At 73.1% G+C, this 22479-nt stretch carries 18 protein-coding genes and 1 pseudogene; 14 read left to right on the top strand and 5 right to left on the bottom strand.

All coding sequences use genetic code 11. From position 1 onward, the window contains the following. Window positions 1-162 precede the first annotated feature (162 nt). The 7 genes from ACSTA4_RS17110 (at window position 163) to ACSTA4_RS17080 (ending at window position 8667) form a co-directional block, all read left to right on the top strand. Complete coding sequence (locus ACSTA4_RS17110) at window positions 163-1083, top strand: helix-turn-helix domain-containing protein (protein ID WP_444960146.1); 921 nt, start codon at window positions 163-165, stop codon at window positions 1081-1083. A gap of 176 nt (window positions 1084-1259) precedes the next feature. Then, window positions 1260-2150 carry an ABC transporter ATP-binding protein gene (locus ACSTA4_RS17105; RefSeq protein ID WP_444960145.1) on the top strand — a complete coding sequence of 297 codons (891 nt, stop codon included), beginning with the start codon at window positions 1260-1262 and terminating at the stop codon, window positions 2148-2150. After that, window positions 2147-3202 carry an iron-siderophore ABC transporter substrate-binding protein gene (locus ACSTA4_RS17100; protein ID WP_444960144.1) on the top strand — a complete coding sequence of 352 codons (1056 nt, stop codon included), beginning with the start codon at window positions 2147-2149 and terminating at the stop codon, window positions 3200-3202. Before ACSTA4_RS17105 ends, ACSTA4_RS17100 begins: the two co-directional genes overlap by 4 nt. Then, a complete protein-coding gene (locus tag ACSTA4_RS17095) occupies window positions 3199-5301 on the top strand; it encodes an iron ABC transporter permease (protein ID WP_444960143.1) in 2103 nt (700 codons plus the stop codon). Before ACSTA4_RS17100 ends, ACSTA4_RS17095 begins: the two co-directional genes overlap by 4 nt. A 37-nt stretch (window positions 5302-5338) precedes the next feature. Continuing rightward, window positions 5339-6439 carry a peptidase C39 family protein gene (locus ACSTA4_RS17090; RefSeq protein ID WP_444960142.1) on the top strand — a complete coding sequence of 367 codons (1101 nt, stop codon included), beginning with the start codon at window positions 5339-5341 and terminating at the stop codon, window positions 6437-6439. A gap of 127 nt (window positions 6440-6566) precedes the next feature. Continuing rightward, entirely contained in the window at window positions 6567-6890 is a 324-nt protein-coding gene (locus tag ACSTA4_RS17085; protein ID WP_444960141.1) for a putative quinol monooxygenase, read from the top strand. 310 nt (window positions 6891-7200) lie between these two features. Further along, window positions 7201-8667 carry a family 43 glycosylhydrolase gene (locus ACSTA4_RS17080; protein WP_444960140.1) on the top strand — a complete coding sequence of 489 codons (1467 nt, stop codon included), beginning with the start codon at window positions 7201-7203 and terminating at the stop codon, window positions 8665-8667. Window positions 8668-8753: 86 nt separating this feature from the next. On the opposite strand, the gene ACSTA4_RS17075 is transcribed toward ACSTA4_RS17080, so the two are convergent. Beyond that, window positions 8754-9395 (bottom strand): DAK2 domain-containing protein, encoded by a 642-nt coding sequence (locus tag ACSTA4_RS17075; protein ID WP_444960139.1) that lies wholly within the window; start codon window positions 9393-9395, stop codon window positions 8754-8756. Between the two features lie 38 nt (window positions 9396-9433). After that, on the bottom strand, window positions 9434-10432 hold the full coding sequence (locus ACSTA4_RS17070; RefSeq protein ID WP_444960138.1) for a dihydroxyacetone kinase subunit DhaK: 999 nt from the start codon (window positions 10430-10432) through the stop codon (window positions 9434-9436). Window positions 10433-10664: 232 nt separating this feature from the next. Between ACSTA4_RS17070 and ACSTA4_RS17065 the strand changes: the two genes are divergently transcribed. Next, window positions 10665-11438, top strand: a complete 774-nt coding sequence (locus ACSTA4_RS17065) for a DeoR/GlpR family DNA-binding transcription regulator (protein ID WP_444960137.1) — start codon at window positions 10665-10667, stop codon at window positions 11436-11438. An 85-nt stretch (window positions 11439-11523) separates the two neighbouring features. Here ACSTA4_RS17065 and tnpA read toward each other — a convergent pair. Next, window positions 11524-11905, bottom strand: a pseudogene (gene tnpA / locus ACSTA4_RS17060) (IS200/IS605 family transposase); the annotation flags it as partial. 23 nt (window positions 11906-11928) lie between these two features. Between tnpA and ACSTA4_RS17055 the strand changes: the two are divergent. The 3 genes from ACSTA4_RS17055 to pdxA are packed head-to-tail and all read left to right on the top strand — an operon-like array spanning window position 11929 to window position 14553. Further along, entirely contained in the window at window positions 11929-13251 is a 1323-nt protein-coding gene (locus ACSTA4_RS17055) for an RNA-guided endonuclease InsQ/TnpB family protein (protein WP_444960136.1), read from the top strand. 47 nt (window positions 13252-13298) lie between these two features. Next, on the top strand, window positions 13299-13538 hold the full coding sequence (locus ACSTA4_RS17050) for a hypothetical protein (protein ID WP_444960135.1): 240 nt from the start codon (window positions 13299-13301) through the stop codon (window positions 13536-13538). Further along, complete coding sequence (gene pdxA / locus ACSTA4_RS17045) at window positions 13531-14553, top strand: 4-hydroxythreonine-4-phosphate dehydrogenase PdxA (protein WP_444960134.1); 1023 nt, start codon at window positions 13531-13533, stop codon at window positions 14551-14553. Before ACSTA4_RS17050 ends, pdxA begins: the two co-directional genes overlap by 8 nt. Before the next feature lie 106 nt (window positions 14554-14659). Here the strand turns inward: pdxA and ACSTA4_RS17040 are convergent, their stop codons facing one another. Further along, window positions 14660-15589, bottom strand: a complete 930-nt coding sequence (locus tag ACSTA4_RS17040) for a LysR family transcriptional regulator (protein ID WP_444960133.1) — start codon at window positions 15587-15589, stop codon at window positions 14660-14662. Window positions 15590-15672: 83 nt separating this feature from the next. Between ACSTA4_RS17040 and ACSTA4_RS17035 the strand changes: the two genes are divergently transcribed. Further along, window positions 15673-16398 carry an SDR family oxidoreductase gene (locus ACSTA4_RS17035; RefSeq protein WP_444960132.1) on the top strand — a complete coding sequence of 242 codons (726 nt, stop codon included), beginning with the start codon at window positions 15673-15675 and terminating at the stop codon, window positions 16396-16398. A 22-nt stretch (window positions 16399-16420) separates the two neighbouring features. Here the strand turns inward: ACSTA4_RS17035 and ACSTA4_RS17030 are convergent, their stop codons facing one another. Then, entirely contained in the window at window positions 16421-17041 is a 621-nt protein-coding gene (locus ACSTA4_RS17030; protein ID WP_444960131.1) for an FMN reductase, read from the bottom strand. A 505-nt stretch (window positions 17042-17546) separates the two neighbouring features. Here ACSTA4_RS17030 and ACSTA4_RS17025 point away from each other — a divergent pair. Together ACSTA4_RS17025 and ACSTA4_RS17020 are read left to right on the top strand one after the other, a co-directional pair. Next, window positions 17547-19322, top strand: coding sequence for a glycoside hydrolase family 6 protein (locus tag ACSTA4_RS17025; RefSeq protein ID WP_444960130.1), 1776 nt, complete (start codon window positions 17547-17549; stop codon window positions 19320-19322). A gap of 436 nt (window positions 19323-19758) precedes the next feature. Next, window positions 19759-22443 (top strand): glycoside hydrolase family 48 protein, encoded by a 2685-nt coding sequence (locus ACSTA4_RS17020; protein ID WP_444960129.1) that lies wholly within the window; start codon window positions 19759-19761, stop codon window positions 22441-22443. Window positions 22444-22479 lie beyond the last annotated feature (36 nt).

The following is a 22479-nucleotide window of genomic DNA, read 5'->3' as shown; positions in this document are numbered from 1 at the left end:
TCCACCCTATCGCAGGCCACGGCGTGTGCCCGTGTGAGGGTAAACACTGCTGACGGCTCGCCGGGAGCGGTCGGGGCCTCTGGGGGTCCGGGAGCCGTCCGCGTCGGGTCGGCGTGCGGCCGTCCGGACGCCGTGCCCGGCACTGACTGCGACAATAAGGACATGTCGCCCATTTCTCCGCTCCCGGAGCGTACCGGCAGCGCATCGCCAGGGACGGCCGCGCCCTCCGGGGAGGGCGCGGGCCTGGGGACCTGGCGGCGCGAGCCGAGCACCCTGGTGCGGCGGGCCGCCCCGCTTCCGGAGGGGGCCGCGGCGCCCTTCGTGATCATCGCGGAGTCCCACGCGCCGGGCGCCCCCGCGGAGTGGGAGCCGCACGCGCACCCCGCGCACGAACTGGTGTGGGTGCGCTGCGGGGCGCTGACCTCCCGCGTCGGCGACCGCGTCTTCACCGTCTCCGAGGGGTGCGGGCTGTGGGTGCCCGCGGGGGAGGTGCACGCCGGCCGGCTGACGGCCGGGGCCGAACTCCACACCGCCTTCTTCGCCCCGGACCGCACGCCGGTCGCCTTCGAGGGCCCCACGGCCATCGCGATGACCCCCGTGCTGGAGTCGCTGCTGATGCGCCTGGCCCGCACCGACCTGGACGCCGGGGCGCGCTCGCGAGCGGAGGCGGTCGTGTTCGACGTGCTGGAGCCGTCGCTGCCCCAGCTCGCGCTGCGCCTGCCCGGAGAGGCCCGGGCCGACGTGATCGCCGACGCCCTGTTGCGCGACCCCGCCGACGACCGCTCCCTGGAGGAGTGGGCGCGCGACCTGGGAGTCAGCCCCCGCACGGTCAGCCGGGCCTTCCGCACCGCCACCGGGCTCTCGTTCGCGCAGTGGCGGCAGTCACTGCGCATCCACCGGGCGCTCATGCTGCTCGGCGAGGGGTGCGAGGTGCAGGACGCCGCCGAACTCCTCGGATACGCCCAGACCAGCACCTTCATCGACGCCTTCCGGCGCGTGATGGGCACCACCCCGGGGACGTACTTCGGCTCTTCCAGGGCGGCCGTTGACCGGAATTCCGTATCCGGTGTCCGGAAGTCCTGATTGCAGCCACGGAGCGGCCGAATCTATCCTGAGTGAGTGAAGGCTAACCTAATCTCCCGATCGGGCGCCCGCGCTCGTGTTCGGCCGTATCCGCTGGTCGGACAGTGTGCGCACGCGCTCCGCGCAGTGCCGCGTCCGTCCTCCGCCACGGCCGCCGCGGCCCCGGCACGCCCGGCGTGCCCAGCGCCGTGACGCGCGCGCACGCCCTGAGCGGGGACCGGCTGGTCCTGAGCTACGGCAGCGCCACGGTCGTCCACGGGGCCTCGCTGACCCTGGAGGCCGGGCGCGTGACCGCCCTGGTGGGGCCCAACGGCAGCGGCAAGTCCACGCTCCTGCGCTCGCTCGCCCGACTGCACCGCATCGACGACGGACACGTCACGCTCGGCGGCGGGGACGGGCGACCCGAACGCCCCGCGTCCCTGCTCAGCGCACGCCGGTTCGCCCGGGAGGTCACCCTGTTCGCCCAGGCCCGGCCCACGCCGGAGGGCCTGGCGGTCAGGGACGTCGTCGCGTTCGGACGCCACCCCTACCGGCGCGGCCTCGCGGGGCTCTCCGAGCAGGACCGGCGCGCCGTCGAGAACGCGATGGACGCCACCGGCGTGCGGGACATGGCCGACCGGGCGGCCGGACAGCTCTCCGGCGGAGAGATGCAGCGCGTCTGGCTCGCCACCTGCCTGGCCCAGGACACCGGCGTCGTGCTGCTGGACGAGCCCACCAACCACCTGGACCTGCGCTACCAGGTCGAGACCCTCGACCTGATCCGCGACCTCGCCGAGGAGCACGGGGTCGCCGTCGGCGTCGTGCTGCACGACCTCGACCACGCCGCGCGCGTCGCGGACACGCTGCTGCTGCTCAGCGCCGGACGCGTCCACTCCGCGGGCGACCCGGCCGAGGTCCTCACCAGTCGAAACCTCAGCGAGGTCTACGGCATCCGGGTCGAGGTCGCCCACGACCCCCGGACCGGCCGCCTGCGCATCGACCCCGTGGGCCGCCACACGGCCCGTCCCCGGTCCGCGGACGCGGACCACCCGAACACCGCAGAACAGAACAGAGAGAACCACCCATGACCCGTCTCCCCCACCTCGCGACCGCGGCCTGCGCCGCCCTCGCCCTCGCCGTCACAGGATGCGGCACCACCAGCGTCGAGGAGGCCGAGACCGGCGGCGTCGCCGCACCCGCCTCCGAGAGCTGCGCCGAGGACACCACGACCACGTCCACGGGCCCGGTGTCGCTGACCGACGGTGTCGGCCGACAGGTCGAGCTCGACCAGCCCGCCGAGCGCATCGCCGTCCTGGAGTGGCAGCAGGTCGAGGACGCGCTCACCCTGTGCGTCACCCCCGTGGCGGTCTCCGACACCGAGGGCTACAGCACCTGGGTGAGCGCGGAGGAGCTGCCCGAGGGCGTGACCGACATCGGCAACCGCGAGGAGCCCGACCTCGACACCCTGTACGCGCAGAACCCCGACCTGGTCATCGTCGAGGCCTTCAGCGCCGACGACGAGATCATCGCGCAGCTGGAGGAGCGCAGGGTGCCCGTCCTCGTCACGCTGGGCGCCGACCCGGCCGACCCCGTCGGCAACATGCGGCGCGTCTTCCAGATGATCGGCGAGGCGACGGGGCGCACCGAGCGCGCCGACCAGGTGATCGGGGAGTTCGACGCCCACCTCGCCGAGGCCAAGGAGCGGGTGGCCGCCGTCGACCTGCCCACGAAGGACTTCCTGTACTTCGACGGGTGGCTCCAGGGCGGCAACCTCACCATCCGGCCCTACGGCGAGGGCGCGCTGTTCACCGCCCTCGGTGAGGAGCTCGGGATGACCCCGGTCTGGACCGACGAGATCAACGAGGCCTACGGGGACGGCGGCGTCAACCCCTCCTACGGCCTGGCGCAGACCGACGTCGAGGGGCTCACCGCCGTGGGCGGGGCCAACCTCTTCTACGCCAACGACGAGGGCGTCGGCGGCTACGTGGAGGCGCTGGAGGAGAACCCGATCTGGAACTCCCTCCCGGCCGTGGAGGAGGACCGGGCCCACGCCTTCCCCCCGCGGATCTGGGGCGCGGGCGGCCCGCGCTCGACCGCCCAGGCCGTCGACGCCTTCGCCGACGCGATCACCCAGGAATGAGCGGACCGGTTCAGGCCCCGCTCCGGCGGTCCCCGCTGCCGCGCGTCGGCGCGCGCGGCGGCGCCGCCGGGGCGGCGGTCCTCGCGGGACTGGTCACCGCGATCCTCGCGGTGGCCGTGTTGCACCTCACGCAGGGGACCTCCGGCGTGGGGTGGTGGGACCTGGTGCGCTACGCGGCCGGGGAGCGGGAGGCCGTCGACGGGGTGCCGGTCGGTGACGTGCTGGCCGGATCGCGGCTTCCGCGCCTGTTCGCCGGTGTGGCCGTGGGCTTCGCACTCGGCGTCGCCGGGGCGCTGTTGCAGTCGGTCACGCGCAACGCGCTCGCCTCCCCCGACACGCTCGCGGTCACGGCGGGGTCCTACCTGGCCCTGACCCTGGTGGCCGCGTTCGGGTTCGCCGTCCCGCTGTGGGCCTCCGGCCTGGTGTCCTTCACCGGGGGGCTCCTGGCCGCCGCGCTCGTGCTGGGACTGGCGGGCAACGCCGCCGGAACGGCCACGACGCGGCTGATCCTGGCCGGTTCTGCGACCGCGATGGCCCTGGACGCGGCGACCGCGATGCTGCTGATCCTGTTCAAGGAGAACACCACCGGCCTCTTCGCCTGGGGGAGCGGCTCCCTGGCCCAGCTCAACATCGACGCGTCCCTGCGCGCGATGCCGCTCATCGTCGCCGTGCTGGGCGCTGCGCTGCTGCTGAGCCGAAGGCTGGACGTGCTGGGCCTGGGCGACGACACCGCGGCCTCGCTCGGCGTGCCCCTGCGCTCGACCCGGACCGCCGCGGTGCTCTGCGCCGTGCTCCTCACCGGAGCGGCGGTGACGCTGGCCGGTCCGATCGCCTTCGTCGGCCTGGGCGCGCCCGTGCTGGCGCGCCTGCTCGCCGGGTGGATCCGGCCGCTGCGGAGGCACCTGCTGCTCGTGACCGCCTCCGGGCTCCTGGGCGCCCTCCTGATCCTGCTCGCGGACGCCGGGCTGCGCGCGCTGCTCGGCGCCGAGGGAGCCGCCTCGATCCCCACGGGAGTGCCCACGGCCGTGCTCGGCGGCCTACTCATCGTGGTCTTGGCCCTGCGCCTGCGCGACGCGGGCCCGGTGCGCCGACCGCCGGGCGCGCGGACCGGGCCGCGCACGCGGCGGCGCTTCCTCGTCGTCCTGCTGGTCGCGGCGGCCCTGCTCGTCTCGGCGGTGCTCGTGGGCCTGCTCGCGGGCAGCCTGTGGCTGCGCACGGGCGACATCGCCCTGTGGCTCCAGGGGAGCGCACCGGACCTGATCGGCCGGTCCCTGGACGAACGGTTCCCGCGCGTGGCCGCCGCCGTGCTCGCCGGAGCGGCGCTGGCCCTGGCCGGGAGCGCCGTCCAGAGCACCGTGCGCAACCCGCTCGCGGAGCCCGGGCTGCTGGGCATCACCGCCGGAGCCGGGCTGGGGGCGGTGATCGTGGTGACCGCCAGCCCCGGCAGCGGCCTGCCGTCGCTGGTCACCACGGCGCTCCTCACGGGCCTGGCCACGTTCGCGCTGATCGCCGTGCTGGCCTGGAGGGGCGGGCTGCGTCCGGACCGGTTCGTGCTGATCGGCATCGGGTGCGGGTACAGCCTGAGCGCGGTCACGACGTTCCTGCTCCTGCGCGCCGACCCCTGGCAGACCCCGCGTATCTTCACGTGGCTGTCCGGCACGACCTACGGGCGCACCCTGCCGGAGGTCGTTCCGGTCGCGGTGGCGCTCGTGCTGGCGGCACCGCTGATCATCGGCATGGCCCGCCACCTCGACCTGATCGCCGTGGACGAGGACACGCCCCGCATCCTCGGCATGCGGGTGGAGCGGATGCGGCTGGTGCTGCTCACCGTCGCCGCGGTCCTGGCCGCCGTCAGCGTGGTCGCGGTCGGGGTGGTCGGCTTCGTCGGGCTCGTGGCGCCCCACCTGGCCCGCGCGCTGGTCGGCGCCCGGCACGGGCGCAGCGTTCCGGTCGCGATGCTGCTGGGCGCGCTGCTGGTCTGCGTGGCCGACACCCTGGGCCGCACGCTGCTGGCCCCGGCCCAGTTGCCGGCCGGGCTCATGATCGCCCTGGTCGGCGCCCCCTACCTCGTCTGGCTGCTGCGCCGCTCCCGCGCGTGAACCGCCGATCCCCTCTGATCCGCACCAGGAGTACCGAATGCCGTCCCACCGCACCGACGCGCCCGCCCCGGTCGTCGTCCCCTTCGACCCGGCCGCCGTGCCCGAGCCGCTGGCCCGGATCGCCCCCGGCCCGGTGCTCGAACGCTGGGGAGCCGTCGACCGCTCGGCCCACGCACCCGAGATCGTGGCCGTCCCCGACGGGGCGGGGGAGGGCTGGGCCGCCGCCGCGCTGGTGACGGCGCGCCCGCGCACGGCCTACGCCAAGATCGTCGACGCCGTCGGCGACGTGCCCGCCGCCGCTGCGGCGGTCCTGGCCCGCGCGCGGGGCCGGGGGCTCGTGCAGGTCAAGTGGGAGGGGTGGACGGTCGGCGCGGAGGAGGCCGCCGCCGCCGGTTTCGCGCCGCTGGAGGCCCCGCGCGGGGAGGACGGGGACGGGAACCGTCCGCCCGCCGGTCACGTGCGGTGGCTGGGGGAGGAGCCGGCTGAGGCGGAGCCGCCGTACTACCGCCAGTCCACGAACTTCACGTGCGGTGCCGTCACCGCCCTGGTCGCGCAGGCGCAGGCCGGGGCGGTGCCCCGCGAGTCGCTGGACCGCCCGGCGGAGCTGACGCTGTGGCGCGACGCGACGAACTTCCCCGCCTGCGAGCCCGTCGGGCTGGGCGTGGCCGTGCGCCGGGCGTGGCCGTCGTCGCCCGTCACGGTGTTCCTCGACGTGGACCGGCCGGTCATGCTCGACTCCTACGCCGGGGACGAGAGGGAGTGGCGCGCCGTCCTCCAGTGCGCGTCGCGCGCGGACGCGGCGCGCGCCGGGGTCCCGGTGGACCCGCACCGCCTGTCCACGGCCGACATCCGCGGAGCGGTCGGCCGGGGGGAGCGCGTGCTGCTGTTAGTCTCCCTGGCCGCGATGCAGGGCTTCGACGTGCCGCACTGGGTGCTCTGCCACGGGGCCGTGCCGGGCGCGCTCGTGGTCGAGGACCCCTGGACCAACGGTGCCACGGGCGACACCTGGGTCGACGCCCACCTGCTGCCCGTGTCCGACGCCGCGCTCGACGCGATGTCGTCGCTGGAGGGGGACGGCTACCGCGGCGCCGTGGGCATCGCGGGGCCGGAGGGCGGGGAGCCGCCGCGCCGTTCCTGAGACCGCCCCGTGCCCGTGGACCGGTTCGCCCAGGTCCGTCCGGTGGCCGCCGGGGCCGCCGGTTCTGGGAGAGTGGGGACGGGGCACGGCACACCGTGTCCCGCAGCAGCAACAGGGAGGAGGGACGATGATCCTCATCGTCGTCAAGTTCCGGGTCAGGCCCGAGGTCGGAGACGGCTTCCTGGACGCGGTCGCCGACTTCACCGCGGCCACCCGCGCCGAGCCGGGCAACCTGTGGTTCGAGTGGTCCCGCAGCGTCGAGCGCGAGAACGAGTTCGTGCTCGTCGAGGCGTTCAAGGACGGTACCGCCGAGGCGCACGTCAACAGCGACCACTTCCGCGACGGGCTGGCCGCCATGAAGCCGCTGCTCACCGAGACCCCGCTCATCGTCAGCCGGGTCGTGGAGGGCGAGGGCTGGGACCGGATGGGCGAGCTCACCATCGACGCCTAGGCAGTGTTTTTTTCGGACCTCCGCTCCGCTTTGGTCCGTGTTCGGGCGCCCGAAGAACGGGAATGGGGTTGTAGCAGGCACAGTGGTGTCTCCGGCGGGTTCGCTCGTGCCCACCCGTCGCCCACCACCCTCAAACGACGCCTACGGCGCAGTTCTCCCACGGGAACCCGCCTCCGCCACCTCCAGAACCCCGTGGGCGCCCGAACCAACCCCCACAAGCTGAGACCGGTTCAAAAAACAGACCCTAACCGCCGGGGCGGGCGTCCGCCCCGCTCCGGGGCGGCCCGGTGGGCCGTGTCACACTCGTGGGGTGACCGAGCCCGAAGTTCCCCCCGGAGACGGCGTCCTGCCGACCCGCCCGATCCTCGGCGGTTTCCACCCCGATCCCACGGTGTGCCGCGTCGGCGACGTGTTCTACCTGGCGTGTTCGAGCTTCGAGTACGCGCCGGGGGTCCCCCTGTTCCGGTCGCGGGACCTCGTGTCCTGGGAGCCGGTCGGCGCGGTGATGGACCGGCCCTCCCAGCTGGTGCTGTCCGGCGCCGCGCCGTCCTCGGGCGTCTACGCCCCGACCCTGCGCCACCACGACGGCACCTTCTTCCTGGTGACCACCAACGTCTCCGACGGCCCCGGACACCTGCTGATGACGGCGACCGACCCGGCCGGTCCGTGGTCCGACCCGGTGCGGATCCGCGGCGCGGGCGGCATCGACCCGGACCTGGCCTGGGACGGGGACGGCAGGTGCCTGCTCACCTGGTCCGACGGCGGCATCCGCCAGGCCGTCCTGGACCCGGCCACCGGCGAGCTGCTGTCCGAACCGCGTTCGCTGTGGAGCGGCACCGGGGGCAGGGACCCCGAGGGCCCGCACCTGTACCGCGTCGGGCGGTGGTGGTACCTGCTGGTCGCCGAGGGCGGCACCGGTCCCGGGCACGCGGTGGCGGTCGCCCGGGGGCCCTCGCCGGAGGGCCCCTTCGAGGCCTGCCCGCACAACCCCCTGCTGACCGCCAGGGGGACGCCGGGCCCGGTGCAGAACACCGGCCACGCCGACCTGGTCCAGCGGCCCGACGGGTCCTGGGCGGCGGTGTTCCTGGGGGTGCGACCCTCGGGCTCCTTCCCCGGCTGGCACGTGCTGGGCAGGGAGACCTTCGCCGCCGACGTCGCCTGGCACGAGGGCTGGCCCGCGGTGATCGGACCGGTCGAGCCCGGGGAGCCGCCGCGGGTGCGCGCCTCACTGGGCGAGGGGACGCCCGGCCCCGACTGGGTCGGCGCCGGGGTCTTCCCCGACCGGGTGCTGCGGTGGTCGGGGGACCGGTGGCGGATGTCGCCTCCCGGGGACGAGCGGGTGTTCGTCGGCCGCCGCCAGGAGCACACGACCATGACCGTCCGAGCCGGGATCGACGCGGACGGGGACGCGGGCGCCCTGGAGGTCCGCGTCGACCCCGCCCACCGGTTCGCCCTGGAGGTCGGGGGCGGGCGGGTGCACGCCGTCGCTCAGATCGGACCGCTCACCAGCGTGCTGGGGGAGGCGCCCGCGTCCGCCGACACGGTGCTCGAACTGCGGGCGGAGCCCTCGACGGCGCCCGAGTACAGCCGCGAACGGGGACCGGACGTGGTCGTCGCCGCGGTCCGCACCCCCGAAGGCGCCACCGAGCTGGCCCGGATCGACGGACGCTACCTGTCGACCGAGGTCGCGGGCGGGTTCACCGGCCGTATGGTCGGGGTGAGCTGCGGCCCGGGCGGGACCGGCGTGCGTTTCGTGGAGTACCTCGGCGGCGCCTGAGCGGGCCGGGGCCCTCGCCGCGCGTCCGCCCGGGGGCGTGGAGCCGTGGCCGCACGCCCCCGGGCGCGGTCCCGGCCGATCGGGGCTCAGACGCCGACGATCCCCTGCGCGGCCCGGTAGAACAGGGCGACGGTCACCGCGCCGGGGTCCGGGCTGCCCAGGGCGGCCTCGCCCACGTAGCTGGTGCGCCCCCGGCGGCCGAGCAGTTCGCTGGTGCCGTCCGCGCCCTCCCGTGCGGCCTCCGCGGCCGCCCGCAGCCCGGCGTGCAGCCCCGCGCCGCTGTCCACCGCCCCGGCCAGGGCCTCCGACGCCGGGGCGATGGCGTCGACCATGGTGCGGTCCCCGACCTCGGCCGACCCCAGCCGGTGCAGGGTCGCCCACCCGTTCGCGGTGGCCTCGGCCACCATCGCCAGGGTGAACGCCTGCGCGCCCGCGCCCGCCTTGCCGAACTCGCGGAACCACATGCCGAACAGCGGGCCGCTGGTGCCGCCGCTGTGGCCCAGGAAGGTCTCCGCCATCACCTCGAAGGGCTGCCCGGCCGACCCCGTGGCGGTGGTGTCGGCCAGGGCCTCGCGCGTGCGGCGCAGCGCGGTGGTCATGTTGGTGCCGAAGTCGCCGTCGCCGCTGCGGCGGTCGAGGTCGGTGAGGTGTGCGCCCTCCTCCTCGACCGCGCCGATGAAGGCCTGCACCCACCGCTCGACGTCGGAGGGACTGAGCTGCTCTGCCATGCCGGTGCTCCCGTTCGGACTGTGCTGGGACGGACGTTCTACCAGGTGAGCGCGGGTGTGGCGGCCGGAGCGTCCCACAGCTCCAGCACCTCGTCGTCGGCCTCGACCAGGGTGACCGAGCAGCCCGCCATGTCCAGGGAGGTCACGTAGGACCCCACGAGGGAGCGGGCCACCCCGATCCCGGCGGCGTCCAGGACGCGCCGCGCCTCGCGGAACACCCCGTACAGCTCCAGGTCGTGTGTGGCGCCCAGCCCGTTGACGATGGCGATCACCCGGTCCCCGCGGCCCAGGCCCAGCGCCTCCACCAGCGGCGAGACCATCGGGGGCACCAGTTCTCGGGAGGGGCCGAAGGCCCGCCGCTGTCGGGCCCGCTCGCCGTGGATGCCCACGCCGAACTCCACCTCGTCCTCGGGCAGTTCGAACGAGGGCCGCGACTCGCCCGGGTGGGCGCCCGCGGCCAGCGCCACGGACAGGGTGCGGCTGCGCTCGGCCACCCGGCGCCCGAGCGCGGCCAGCTCCGCCAGGTCGGCGCCGCGCTCGGCCGCGGCGCCGCAGACCTTCTCCACCGCCACGACCGCCGCCGTGCCCCGGCGTCCCGGGCCCCCGCCGTCGCTTGTGTCGGTGGCCAGGTCGTCGTCGACCAGAACGATCTCGCTGCGCACGCCCGCGTCGGCCAGCAGCTCACCGGCGATGCGGAAGTTGAGCACGTCGCCGGTGTAGTTCTTGACCACGTGCAGGACGCCCCGGCCGGTGTCGGCCGCCTGCGAGGCCGCCCGGATCTGCACAGCGGTGGGGGAGGCGAAGACGGCCCCCGGCACGGCGGCGTCGAGCATGCCGGTGCCCACGAAGCCCACGTGAAGGGGCTCGTGGCCCGAGCCGCCGCCGGAGACCACCGCGACCTTGTCCGCGGCCGGGCGGGCGCGCACGACGTAGGCGGGGTCGGCGTTGAGGCGCACGTGCCGCGGCCAGGCCGCGGCGAACCCCTCCAGCGCCTCGGACACCACGTCGCCCGGCTCGTTGATGAACTGTCTTCGCATCGGCACGCTCCGTAGTCCTCGCTGCGGCCCCCTGCGGCGCCGTATGCGACATAGCCGTGCGCCGCCCCGCCCAAACGTCCCCGGCCGCGCTGTTCTCGGCCCGGTGTCCGCATTCGCGCCCCCCGGGCGTTATATGCGCGTTATGAGCACCTTGGGATTGCCCTCTTGCTTTTCCTTGCGTAAAGCGCGCAGTATGTCCCTGTTCACATGCGCGAAACGAGCAGGAGTGGTCATGCGTCACCAGGGGCTGCTGGACGCCGTCACCGACGGCGTGCAGAGGGTCGAGGACCTCGCACGGGAACTCGGCATCAGCCCCTCCACCGTGCGGCGCGGGCTGGGCGAACTGGAGAGGGCCGGAAAGGTGGTCCGCACCCACGGCGGCGCGGTCCCCGCGCCCGCGGGCGCCGAACTGTCCTGGACCCAGAAGAGCCTGCGCAACGCCCCCGCCAAGCGGCGCATCGCCGACCACGCCGCCGCGCTGGTCGAGGACGACCACGTCGTCCTGCTGGACGCCGGGAGCACCACCACCTTCGTGGCCGAGCGCCTGGCCCGGCGCTCGGGGCCCACCGTGGTCACCTCCGGCCTCGGCCCCATGGCGGCGCTGCACGACGCCGAGGGCATCGAACTCGTCGTCGTCGGCGGGCGCGTGCGGCGCAGGCGCGGCTCCATCGTCGGCGACTACGCGCACGGCGTGCTGGACCGCATCACCCCGCACATCGCCTTCATCGGCGCCGACGGACTCCTGCCCGGCCGGGGGCTCAACTGCCCCAGCCCCGAGATCGCCGCCGCCAAGGAACTCCAGATGCGCAGCGCCCGGCGGATCTTCGTGGTCGCCGACTCCACCAAGGTCGGCTCCGGCCCCCACCCGTACTGGGCGGTCGTGCCCGGACCCTACGGCCTGATCACCGACGACGGGATCGGAGCCCGCGAGCGCGAGGCCCTCGACGCCGATCCCGCCTGCACCCCCCACGTCGTCGCGGTCGGCGCGGGCACGCGACCGCAGTGACCCCCTGAAAGGCACCTGGTATGGAAGTACAGCTCCTCGCGGCACTGGTCCTGGGCGTGGGATTCTTCATCGCCCTGGGCGTGATGATCGGCACCCCACCGACCGACCCGGCGAAGTAGGACCCCGACCACAACCGGCCCCCACACATAGCGGTTCACGTGCGCGCCGTACTCCTTGCACAGCAACTGTGAGGACATCCCTTTGAGGCTGTTGACGAGCTCGGACAGACCGCCCTTGGGTGGATAGCGCACGAGCAGGTGGACGTGGTCGTCCTCGCCGTTGAACTCGCCCAGCTCGGCCTCGAAGTCGGTACACACCTGGCGCATGATCTCCTAGCACCGGCCCAGCATGGTGTCGGTGAGGACGCCACGGCGATACGTCGCGACGAAGGCCGAATGGACATGAAGACGGTAAAAGACATATCGACTAATGCACCCATAAGGGTTCGGTTTCTCTATCGTCAGCATAAATCAATGGTATTTTTGTCTTCATGAATTGCGACACCTTGGTCAAGCGGCACGTTGGGCACCGCGCCCGGCTTTCGCTGTCGTATGAACAGGTGTCGGTGCTCGACCACCAGGCGCACGCCGCCCGCACCACGTGGAACCTCCTACACGCCTGGTGGACGATGGCCAGTGAGAACCGGCGCGTGTCGCTCAAGGACGCCGACACGGCGATCAAGCAGGCCCGCAAGGATATCGATTTCCTCAAGGCCCTGCCCGCCCAAGCCGCCCAGGCCGTACTCAAGACCTACTTCCAGGCGTGGCGCAACTGCTGGGACGGGTGGGCCGAAGAACCCACCTTCAAGTCCCGCCTGCGGTCGGTCATGTCGGTGGACGTCCCCCAGGGCCGGGACCTGCACGTGGCGCGGGTGCATCGCCGGTGGGGGATGGTCAACCTGCCCAAGCTGGGGCGGGTCCGCTTCCGGTGGACCAAGGACCTGCCGGTGGGCAAACACGCCAACGCCGACCATCGGATCACCGGCGCGCGGCTGGTCAAAAACGCTCTGGGCTGGCACATCGCCTTCCGCGTCCAGACCCTGGAACAAGCCCCCGAACCCCACCCCGGCCCCGAGGTCGGTATCGACGTCGGGATCGCCGTTCCCCTCGCCCTGTCCGACGGCACCACCTACGACCATCAGCGTCCGCGTACGGACGAGGACGGTGGCTCGGACCGGGACAAGTGGCTCAACGACACCGAGAAACAGAAGCTGGCGTGCCTGGAGAAACAGGCCGCCCACCAGAAAAGCTTCCGTGCACGCGGAGAGAAGACCTCTCGTCGCCTGTCGCGGACCTACGACCAGATCAGGGCGCTTCGCGCAAAAGCCACGCGCAGGCACCTGGACTGGCAGCAGAAAACTACCACTGACATCGCCGCCCGGTACGGCGCCGTCGCGGTGGAGGATCTGGACATCACGAACATGACGGCCTCGGCCAAGGGAACCGTCGAGCAACCCGGTCGAAACGTTCGGCAGAAGGCTGGACTCAACCGGGCCATCGGCCAAGAGGCGTGGGGGCGCACCGTGGCCATGTTGGGCTACAAGCTCGCCCGGCGCGGCGGTAGCCTGCACAAGGTACCGGCTCCGGGAACCTCGCAGCGGTGCTCGATGTGCGGGTTCACCACCCCGGGCAGCCGGGAGTCGCAGGCGGTGTTCGTGTGTAAGAACCCCACGTGCAGCTGGTCGGGTAACGCCGACCTCAACGCCGCGCGCAACGTTCTCCACCTGTTGAGGGCGGGCCACGCGCTCGTCCCGGCTGCCGGAAGGGCAGTCGGCAGGCGCGCTCGTCGCGTCAAGCCCACCACCGTGAGGTAGGAGGGAATCTCCCAGCTTCAGCCGGGAGAGCACTTCAAGCGCGCTACATGGGACCTCGGGTGGAAGTGCGCGCCCTGGACGTGGGCGGCGAACTCGTCCCGTTGGCCGTGCACGGCCGCCTGGACGGCGGGCCGCTGGAGGGAACCCCGATCATCACCAAGGGCGGGCTGGTCGGGGACCAGGACACCATCGCGCGCTGCCTGGCGCGGCTGCGCGACACGGTCAACGACAGGCTGCGCGGGGTGTCCGCGCGGATTCCGAGCGGAGGAGGACAAGAAGATGACTGAACGCCCGACCCTGGCCGTCACCGTCGGAGACCCCGTCGGCATCGGCCCCGAGATCACCGTGCGCACCCTGGCCGAGGTGGGCGCCGCCGCCCCCGCGCGCGGGGTGGTCGTCGCCGACCCCGCCGTGCTGCGCCGCGCGGCCGCCGTCCTGGACCTGGACGTGCGGGTGCGCGCCCTGTCCTCCTGGGACCTGCCGCCGGAGCAGGAGGGGGTGATCGACTGCCTCGACATCGACGCGCTCGGCGGCACCGAACTGGAGTGGGGCGTGGTCGACGCGCGCGCGGGGGCCGCCGCGGTCCGCGCGATCGAGGTGGCCACGCGGGCGGCGATGGAGCGGCGCGTGGACGGGATCGTCACCGGACCCATCAACAAGGAGGCCATCTGGGCCTCGGGCAGCCGCCACCTCGGCCACACCGAGATGCTCGGCGAGCTGACCGGCGTCACCCGACAGAACACCATGTTCGTGGTGCGCGGCAAGAAGGTCTTCTTCGCCACCCGGCACGTCTCGCTGCGCGGCGCGCTGGACATGATCAACGAGGAGCAGCAGGTGGGGGCGATCACCGAGGCGCTCACCGCGCTGCGCGTGTTCGGCCACGACGAACCCACCCTGGCGGTGGCGGCGATCAACCCGCACGGCGGCGAGAACGGCGCCTTCGGGGACGAGGAGATCCGCCACCTGGCCCCGGCGGTGGAGCGCACGCGCGCCTCGGGCGCGAACGTGGTCGGGCCGGTCCCGGCGGACTCGGTCTTCCACCGCCTGCTGACCGGCCACTACGACGGGGTGCTCTCGCAGTACCACGACCAGGGCCACATCGCGGCCAAGACCTTCGACTTCGACGGGACGATCTCGGTGACGGTGGGCCTGCCGATCCTGCGCACGTCGGTGGACCACGGCACCGCCTTCGACATCGCGGGCCGGGGGAGGGCCGACCACGGCACCATGCGCTCGGCCTTCCTGCACGGGGCCGACTTCGCCCGCTTCGCCGACCGCATCCGCGCCGAGTACGGGAACTGACCGCGGGCGGGGGCGCCGCGGGCCGCGTCCGCCGCGACCCGGCCCCGCTCAGGTCCACCCGTCGTCCGTCCGCGTGTGGGGCACGGACGGGCGGCGGGGCCCGGCCTCAGCCCTCCCCGGCGGCGGTGGCGGGGGACCGCGACAGGGCCGGGCCGGACCGCTCGGAGCCGCCGCACGTCCCGGCGCCGCGGAGCCCGTCCGCGGAGCGCACGAGCGAGGCGACCTCCCGGGAGCGGCTGCCCGAGGGCCACGCCAGCACCGTGGTGACCGGCGGCGCGTCGACCACGGGCACCGCGACGTGCTCGGGCCACTGCCAGGCGCGGCTGGAGGCGGGGATGACCAGCAGCGTCCGGCCCAGCGCCACGAGCTGGGCGAGCTGCGACTGGGTGCGCACCTCCGGCCCGGGCCCGTCCGGATAGGTCCCGTCGAGCCGGGGCCACCGGGCGATCGGCAGGCCCGGCACGTCGACGACCTCCGCCAGCGTGAGCCGGTCGCGTGCGGCGAGCGGGTGCGCGGCGGGGAGGATCGCCACCTGGCCCTCGACGCAGAGCTCCTCGGTGTCGAACCCGGCGACGTCGTCGAAGGGGAGGTGCATGACCGCCACGTCGGCGCTCCCGTCGCGGAGCAGCCCCGCCTGCTCACCGACCTCGCACAGCAGGACCTCGACCGGCGCCGCGCCGGGTGCGCTCCCCGCCGCGTCGAGGAGGCGTCGCAGCAGCTCGTGGGAGGCCCCGGCCTTCGTCGCGAGCACCAGGTGCCGCTTCGGGGCCCCGGCCCGCCGCGTCCGGCGCGCGGCGGCCGCGACCGCGGCCAGGGCCGCCCGGGCCTCCCGGAGCAGCACCCCGCCGGCGTCGGTGAGCGCCACGCCGCGGCGGTCGCGGTCCAGGAGCCGCACACCGAGCCGCCGCTCCAGCCGCCCGATCGCGCGTGAGAGCGGGGGCTGCGCGATGCCGAGCCGGTCGGCGGCGCGTCCGAAGTGCAGTTCCTCGGCGACGGCGACGAAGTAGCGGAGTTCGCGGGTTTCGAGTTCGTCCACGCCGACAGCCTAGGGCCCGATACCCGGCGGGTATCACGGCCGATCGAGCCGGTATTGGACCGCGGGTGTGCGCTCCGCCGAGCATGGACTCCGTGAACGACACGAAGACCGCGCTGGTCACCGGCGCGAACAAGGGAATCGGTTTCGCCATCGCCCAGGGCCTGGGGGAGAGGGGCTTCACGGTCGCGGTGGGGGCCCGCGACGACGCCAGGAGGAAGGAGGCCGTCGAGCGGCTGCGCGCGGCGGGCGCCGACGCGTTCGGGGTCGCCCTCGACGTCACCCGCGACGACAGCGTCTCCGCCGCGGCGAAGACGATCGAGCGCGAGGCGGGGCGGCTCGACGTGCTCGTCAACAACGCGGGCATCGCCGGACGCGCCGACGGCGGCGCCCAGGACCCGACCACCCTCGACCTGGACGTCCTCCGCGAGGTCCTGGACACGAACGTGTTCGGGGTCGTGCGGGTGACGAACGCGATGCTGCCGCTGCTCGGCCGCGCGAGCTCGCCGCGCATCGTCAACATGTCGAGCAACATGGGCTCGCTGACGCTGCGGACCGGCCCGGTCCTGGCCGCGTACGCGCCGTCCAAGACCCTGCTCAACAGCGTCACGGCGCAGTACGCCCGCCGGTTCGCCGACACGAACGTCATCGTCAACGCCGCCTGCCCGGGCTACGTGGCGACCGACTTCACCGGGTTCAACGCGCCGCGCACGCCCGAGCAGGGCGCGGCGATCGCGATCCGGCTCGCCACCCTGCCCGACGACGGACCGCGCGGCGGCTTCTTCGACGACGAGGGCGCCGTCCCCTGGTGATCCCGGCCGGACGGCGGGCCGGTCAGGCGCCCAGGCCCGACATCAGGTCGGCGAAGGGGACCGGCTCCTCGTAGGGGTCCGCGGCGGCGGGGGAGCGGTCCGCGGCCAGCGCCGCGAGCTGGCGTCCGGCGCGCTCGACGCGCCGGGTCAGCTCGCGGCCGCCGCCCTCGCCCGAGCCCCAGTCCTCCGAGGCCGCGTACACACCGGTGGGCGCGACCACCGAGCGGGTGTGGGCGAACATCGGCCGCAGCGCGTGCTCCAGCACCAGCGAGTGGCGCGGGCTGCCGCCGGTCGCGCCGATCAGCACCGGCATGCCGTCCAGGTCCTCGGGGTCGACCACGTCGAAGAAGGACTTGAACAGGCCGCTGTAGGAGGCGTTGAACACCGGGGTCACCGCGATGATCCCGTCCGCCCCGGCGACGTCCTCCAGCACACCGCGCAGCTCACCGGTGGGCACCCGGGTGGTCATAGCGTTCACGATGTCGTGCGCCACCTCGCGCAGCTCCACGGTGCGGACGCGGACCTCGTCGCCGCGCTCGCGCAGAGACGCCTCGGCGGCGGCGGTCAGCCGGTCGGCGAGCAGGCGGGTCGAGGACGGCGTGCTCATCCCCGCCGAGACGGTCACCAGTGTGCGGGTCGCCATCTATCCCCCTAGTAAAAAGCTTCTTGAGAAGTAGTTTCGCGATGAAACTACCAGAGGAACGGCGCGTCCGTCCCGGCTATTCCCTGAGGGGCGCCGCGGGGTGAGGGGCGGGTGCGTGCCGCGCGGTCGGGGGTTCTCCGAGGTCGGGTCGCGCTGCCGAACGCTGTTCTTTACGGGGTGTTTACATGTGAAGCCGTGGTGGTTATTCTCATGGGAGCGCTCCCGAATGACTTGGATCACACGCGATCCGGGTTGTGCACGGGGGAGCGTCAGTGTTCGCATCCCCGACCCATCCCATCCCGCCCTCCGCGCTCCTGTTCTGGGAGCGCTCCCACCCATGGGGTCGCCCCCCGCGTCGCCACACCCTCCCCGGAGGACGACGTGCCCCGCGCACCACCCGCACCACCCCCCACACCATCCGGATTCCACGCATCAGTCGACGGCCCCGTGCCCCGACACTCTCGTCCCTCTGGCACCACCCCCCAACCATGAGGAAAAGCAAGAGATGAGCAGAATCCTGCGCGCTCCGGACAGACGTCCGGGCGCACGGCGCGGCCTCGCCGCGACATCGGCCCTGATCGTCGGCGCCGCACTGGCCACGGCCGTGCCCGCCCCCGCCAGTGCCGCGGCCGGTTGCGAGGTCGACTACCAACTCAACGACTGGGGCTCCGGCTTCACCGCGAGCGTGGAGATCACCAACCTCGGCGACGCGGTCGACGGCTGGACCCTGGAATGGGACTTCGCCGGAAACCAGCGGGTCACCAACTCCTGGAACGGCACCGTCACCCAGAGCGGACAGAGCGTCTCGGTCACCAACGCCGGGCACAACGCCTCCCTCTCCACCGACGGCACGGCCACTTTCGGCTTCCAGGGAACCTACTCCGGAAGCAACGCCGCGCCCACGGCCTTCGAACTCAACGGCGTACTGTGCAGCGGTGACGTCGGGGAACCGGAGGAACCGGAAGAGCCCGAGGAGCCGGAGGAGCCCGAGGAGCCGGAGGAGCCCGGGAACGACGGTCGGGTGGACAACCCGTACGTGGGCGCTGACGTCTACGTCAACCCGATCTGGTCGGCCAACGCCGCCGCCGAGCCCGGCGGGGACGCCGTGGCCGATGAACCCACCGGGGTGTGGCTGGACCGCATCAGCGCCATCGAGGGCAACGACAGCCCCACCACGGGCAGCATGGGTCTGCGCGATCACCTGGACGAGGCCCTGGTGCAGGCCGACGGTGAGCCTCTGGTGTTCCAGGTGGTCATCTACAACCTGCCCGGCCGTGACTGCGCCGCGTTGGCCTCCAACGGCGAGCTGGGCCCGGACGAGATCGACCGGTACAAGAACGACTACATCGACCCGATCGCCGAGATCCTGGCCGACTACGAGGACACCGACCTGCGGGTCGTGACCACGGTCGAGATCGACTCGCTGCCCAACCTGGTCACCAACGTCTCCCCGCGCGAGACCGCGACCGAGAACTGCGACGAGATGCTGGCCAACGGCAACTACGTCGAGGGTGTGGGCTACGCGCTGGCGCAGCTGGGCGACGTCGCCAACGTCTACAACTACGTCGACGCCGGCCACCACGGGTGGATCGGCTGGCAGGACAACTTCACCGCCTCGGCGGAGCTGTTCTACGAGGCGGCCAACACCGCGGGCGCCACCCCGGCCGACGTGCACGGGTTCATCGCCAACACCGCGAACTACTCGGCGCTGGTGGAGGACAACTTCGCCATCGGCGAGACCATCGCGGGGACGCCGGTGCGTCAGTCGGACTGGGTGGACTGGAACCAGTTCACCGACGAGCTGTCCTATTCCCAGGCGCTGCGTGAGGAGCTGGTGGGCCAGGGCTTCGATTCCGGGATCGGGATGCTCATCGACACCTCCCGTAATGGGTGGGGTGGGCCGGACCGCCCGGACGGGCCGGGGCCGAGCACGGATGTGAACGCCTACGTGGACGGGGGCCGCTACGACCGCCGTATCCAGTCCGGGAACTGGTGCAACCAGTCCGGGGCCGGGTTGGGTGAGCGCCCCCAGGCCGAGCCCGAGCCGGGGATCGACGCCTACGTGTGGATGAAGCCTCCGGGTGAGTCCGACGGGTCCAGCGAGTTCATCGAGAACCCCGAGGGCAAGGGCTTCGACCGGATGTGCGACCCCACCTATGAGGGCAACCCGCGCAACGGCAACAACATGAGCGGCGCGCTGCCCAACGCGCCGATCTCGGGGCACTGGTTCTCCGCGCAGTTCCAGGAGCTGCTGGCCAACGCCTACCCGCCCGTCCAGTAGGACCGGCGACCGCCCGCCGGCGCGGTGAGTACGAGGGGTGCCCGTCCTCCACGGGCGGGCACCTCCGCTCCGCGCTGCGTCCCGAGGCTCCCCGGGGCGGTCCGGCCCGCCCCGGGGCCCCGGGAACTTAACGAGCAGTCACCACGGTTGCACCCGTTGTCTCCGTGTGTCGTGGATGTTAACTTCGCCCCACGATGCCTGGGAGCGCTCCCGCAAGGTGTGCGCAAAACAGGCGTCCGAATTCCGGAAAACCACCGGACGCGCACCGGCCCGACCCGGGCAACGAGCCGCAGGTCACAGCGTCGTACCCGGCTCCCTCCCCCCACACCCGCACTCCGACCCCGCCGCCTCCCCCCATCGGAGAGCTTCACCCCGGCGCCGTCCTCCGGCGCGCGGGGCCGCGGAGGGGAACGGAGAACCTGTCCGAGGAGGACACGTGACCACCCCCCGTCCCGGCCCGCGCCGCCCGGCGCGCTGGCGCAGACCCGCGCCCGCGCTCCTCGGCGCGGTGCTCTTAGCCGCCCTCCTTCCGGCCGCGCCCGCGCAGGCCGCACCGATTTGCACCGTCGACTACCAGCTCAACGACTGGGGCTCGGGTTTCACGGCCGAGGTCTCGGTCACCAACGAGGCCGAGTCCGTCTCCGACTGGACGCTGGGCTGGGAGTTCTCCGGCAACCAGCGCATCAGCAACAGCTGGAGCGCGCAGGTCTCCCAGAGCGGCAGCTCCGTGACCGCCAGCGGCCCCTCCTGGGCGCCCGGCCTCGCCTCCGGCCAGACCGCGACGTTCGGCTTCCAGGCCACCTACAGCGGCGCCAACGAGGCACCCACCGAGTTCACCCTCAACGGCCTGGACTGCGCGGGCGAGGACGAGGAGCCCGAGCCCGAGGACCCGACCCTGGTCGTGGACCCCGACTCGGTCACCCTGGAGTCCGGCGGCGAGGCCGCCTTCGACGTGGCCCTGTCCGAGGCTCCCGCCGAGGACGTGGCCGTCAGCGTGGAGCGCACCTCCGGCAGTTCGACCCTGTCGGTGGCCTCGGGCGCCTCGCTGACCTTCGGCGACGCCGACTGGGACACCCCGCAGGAGGTGACGGTCGCCTCCTCCGGCGACGGCTCGGGCGACCCGGCCCAGGCCGAGTTCACCGTCTCCGCCGAGGGCTACGACCCCGTGGTCGTCACCGCGCGCGAACTCTCCGGCGCCTCCAACGCCTACGAGGAGGAGTTCCTCACCCAGTACGACAAGATCAAGGACCCCGACAGCGGCTACTTCCGCGAGTTCGACGGCCTCCTCGTGCCGTACCACTCGGTGGAGACCCTGATCGTGGAGGCGCCCGACCACGGCCACGCCACCACCTCCGAGGCCTACAGCTACTACCTGTGGCTGGAGGCGACCTACGGCAGGATCACCGGTGACTGGGAGCCCTTCAACTCCGCGTGGGAGTCCATGGAGGCCTTCATCATCCCGGGCACGGCCGACCAGCCCACGAACGGCTCCTACGACCCGTCGGCCCCGGCCACCTACATCCCCGAGTCGCTCGACCCGAGCGACTACCCGATGCCGCTGGACGACTCGGTCGAGGCGGGGCAGGACCCGCTCGCCCAGGAGCTGAGCAGCACCTACGGCACCGACGAGGTCTACGGCATGCACTGGCTGCTGGACGTGGACAACACCTACGGCTACGGGTTCTGCGGCGACGGGACCGACGAGGCCCCCGCCTACGTCAACACCTTCCAGCGCGGCTCCAACGAGTCGGTCTGGGAGACCGTGCCGCACCCGTCCTGCGAGACCTTCCAGCACGGCGGCGAGAACGGGTTCCTCGACCTGTTCACCGACGACGACAACTACTCCGAGCAGTGGCGCTACACCAACGCCCCCGACGCCGACGCGCGCGCCGTGCAGGTGGCCTACCTGGCGCACGAGTGGGCCTCGGAGCAGGGCAACGAGGGCGCGATCGCCGAGAACGTCTCCAACGCGGCGATGATGGGCGACTACCTGCGCTACGCCATGTTCGACAAGTACTTCAAGGAGATCGGCGACTGCGTCGACCCCCAGTCCTGCCCGCCCGGATCGGGCAAGGACTCCGCGCACTACCTCATGGCCTGGTACTACTCCTGGGGCGGCGCGCTGGAGAGCGCCCAGTACCCCTGGGCCTGGCGCATCGGCGGATCCTCCGCCCACCAGGGCTACCAGAACGTGATGGCGGCCTACGCGCTCTCGGAGGTGTCCGCGCTCCAGCCGGAGTCGGCCACCGGCACCGATGACTGGGGCACCAGCCTCGACCGGCAGCTGGAGTTCCTGGAGTGGCTCCAGTCCTCCGACGGCGCCATCGCGGGCGGCGCGACCAACAGCTGGGAGGGCACCTACGCCCAGCCGCCCTCGGGCACGCCCACCTTCTACGGCATGTTCTACGACGAGAAGCCCGTCTGGCACGACCCGCCGTCCAACCGCTGGTTCGGCTTCCAGGTCTGGGACATGGAGCGGGTGGCCGAGTACTACCGCATCACCGGTGACGAGCGCGCCGGGGACATCCTGGACGACTGGGTGCCCTGGGCGATCGCCAACACCACCGTCGGCGAGAACGGCGAGTTCGCCATCCCCGCCGACATGGAGTGGAGCGGCCGGCCCGACACCTGGACGGGCGAGTCCACGGGCAACCCCGACCTGAGCGTCGAGGTCGTCTCGCACGGACAGGACGTCGGCATCGCCGCGGGCCTGGCCAAGACCCTCATGCACTACGCCGCCGCCACCGGTGACGCCGACTCCCGGGCGACGGCCGAGGGTCTGCTCGACGCCCTCCTGGCCAACCAGGACGACCTGGGCGTCGCCGTTCCCGAGACGCGGGCCGACTACGCCCGCTTCGACGACGAGTTCGGCGCCCCCGACGGCGGCCTCTACATCCCCGAGGGATGGACCGGCCAGATGCCCAACGGGGACCCGGTCGACTCCGACTCCACGTTCCTGTCCATCCGGTCCTTCTACGAGGACGACCCGAACTGGCCCCAGGTCGAGGAGTACCTCAACGGGGGGCCGGTGCCCGAGTTCACCTACCACCGCTTCTGGGCGCAGGTGGACGTGGCCACAGCCCTCGCCACCCACGGCGAGTTGTTCGGCGACGGCGCCTGACCGGCCGTAGCCGCACGGGGGCGGGCGCCGACGGCG

Source organism: Nocardiopsis sp. M1B1, from assembly GCF_052466615.1.
This window is presented reverse-complemented; position numbering and strand designations above follow the sequence as displayed.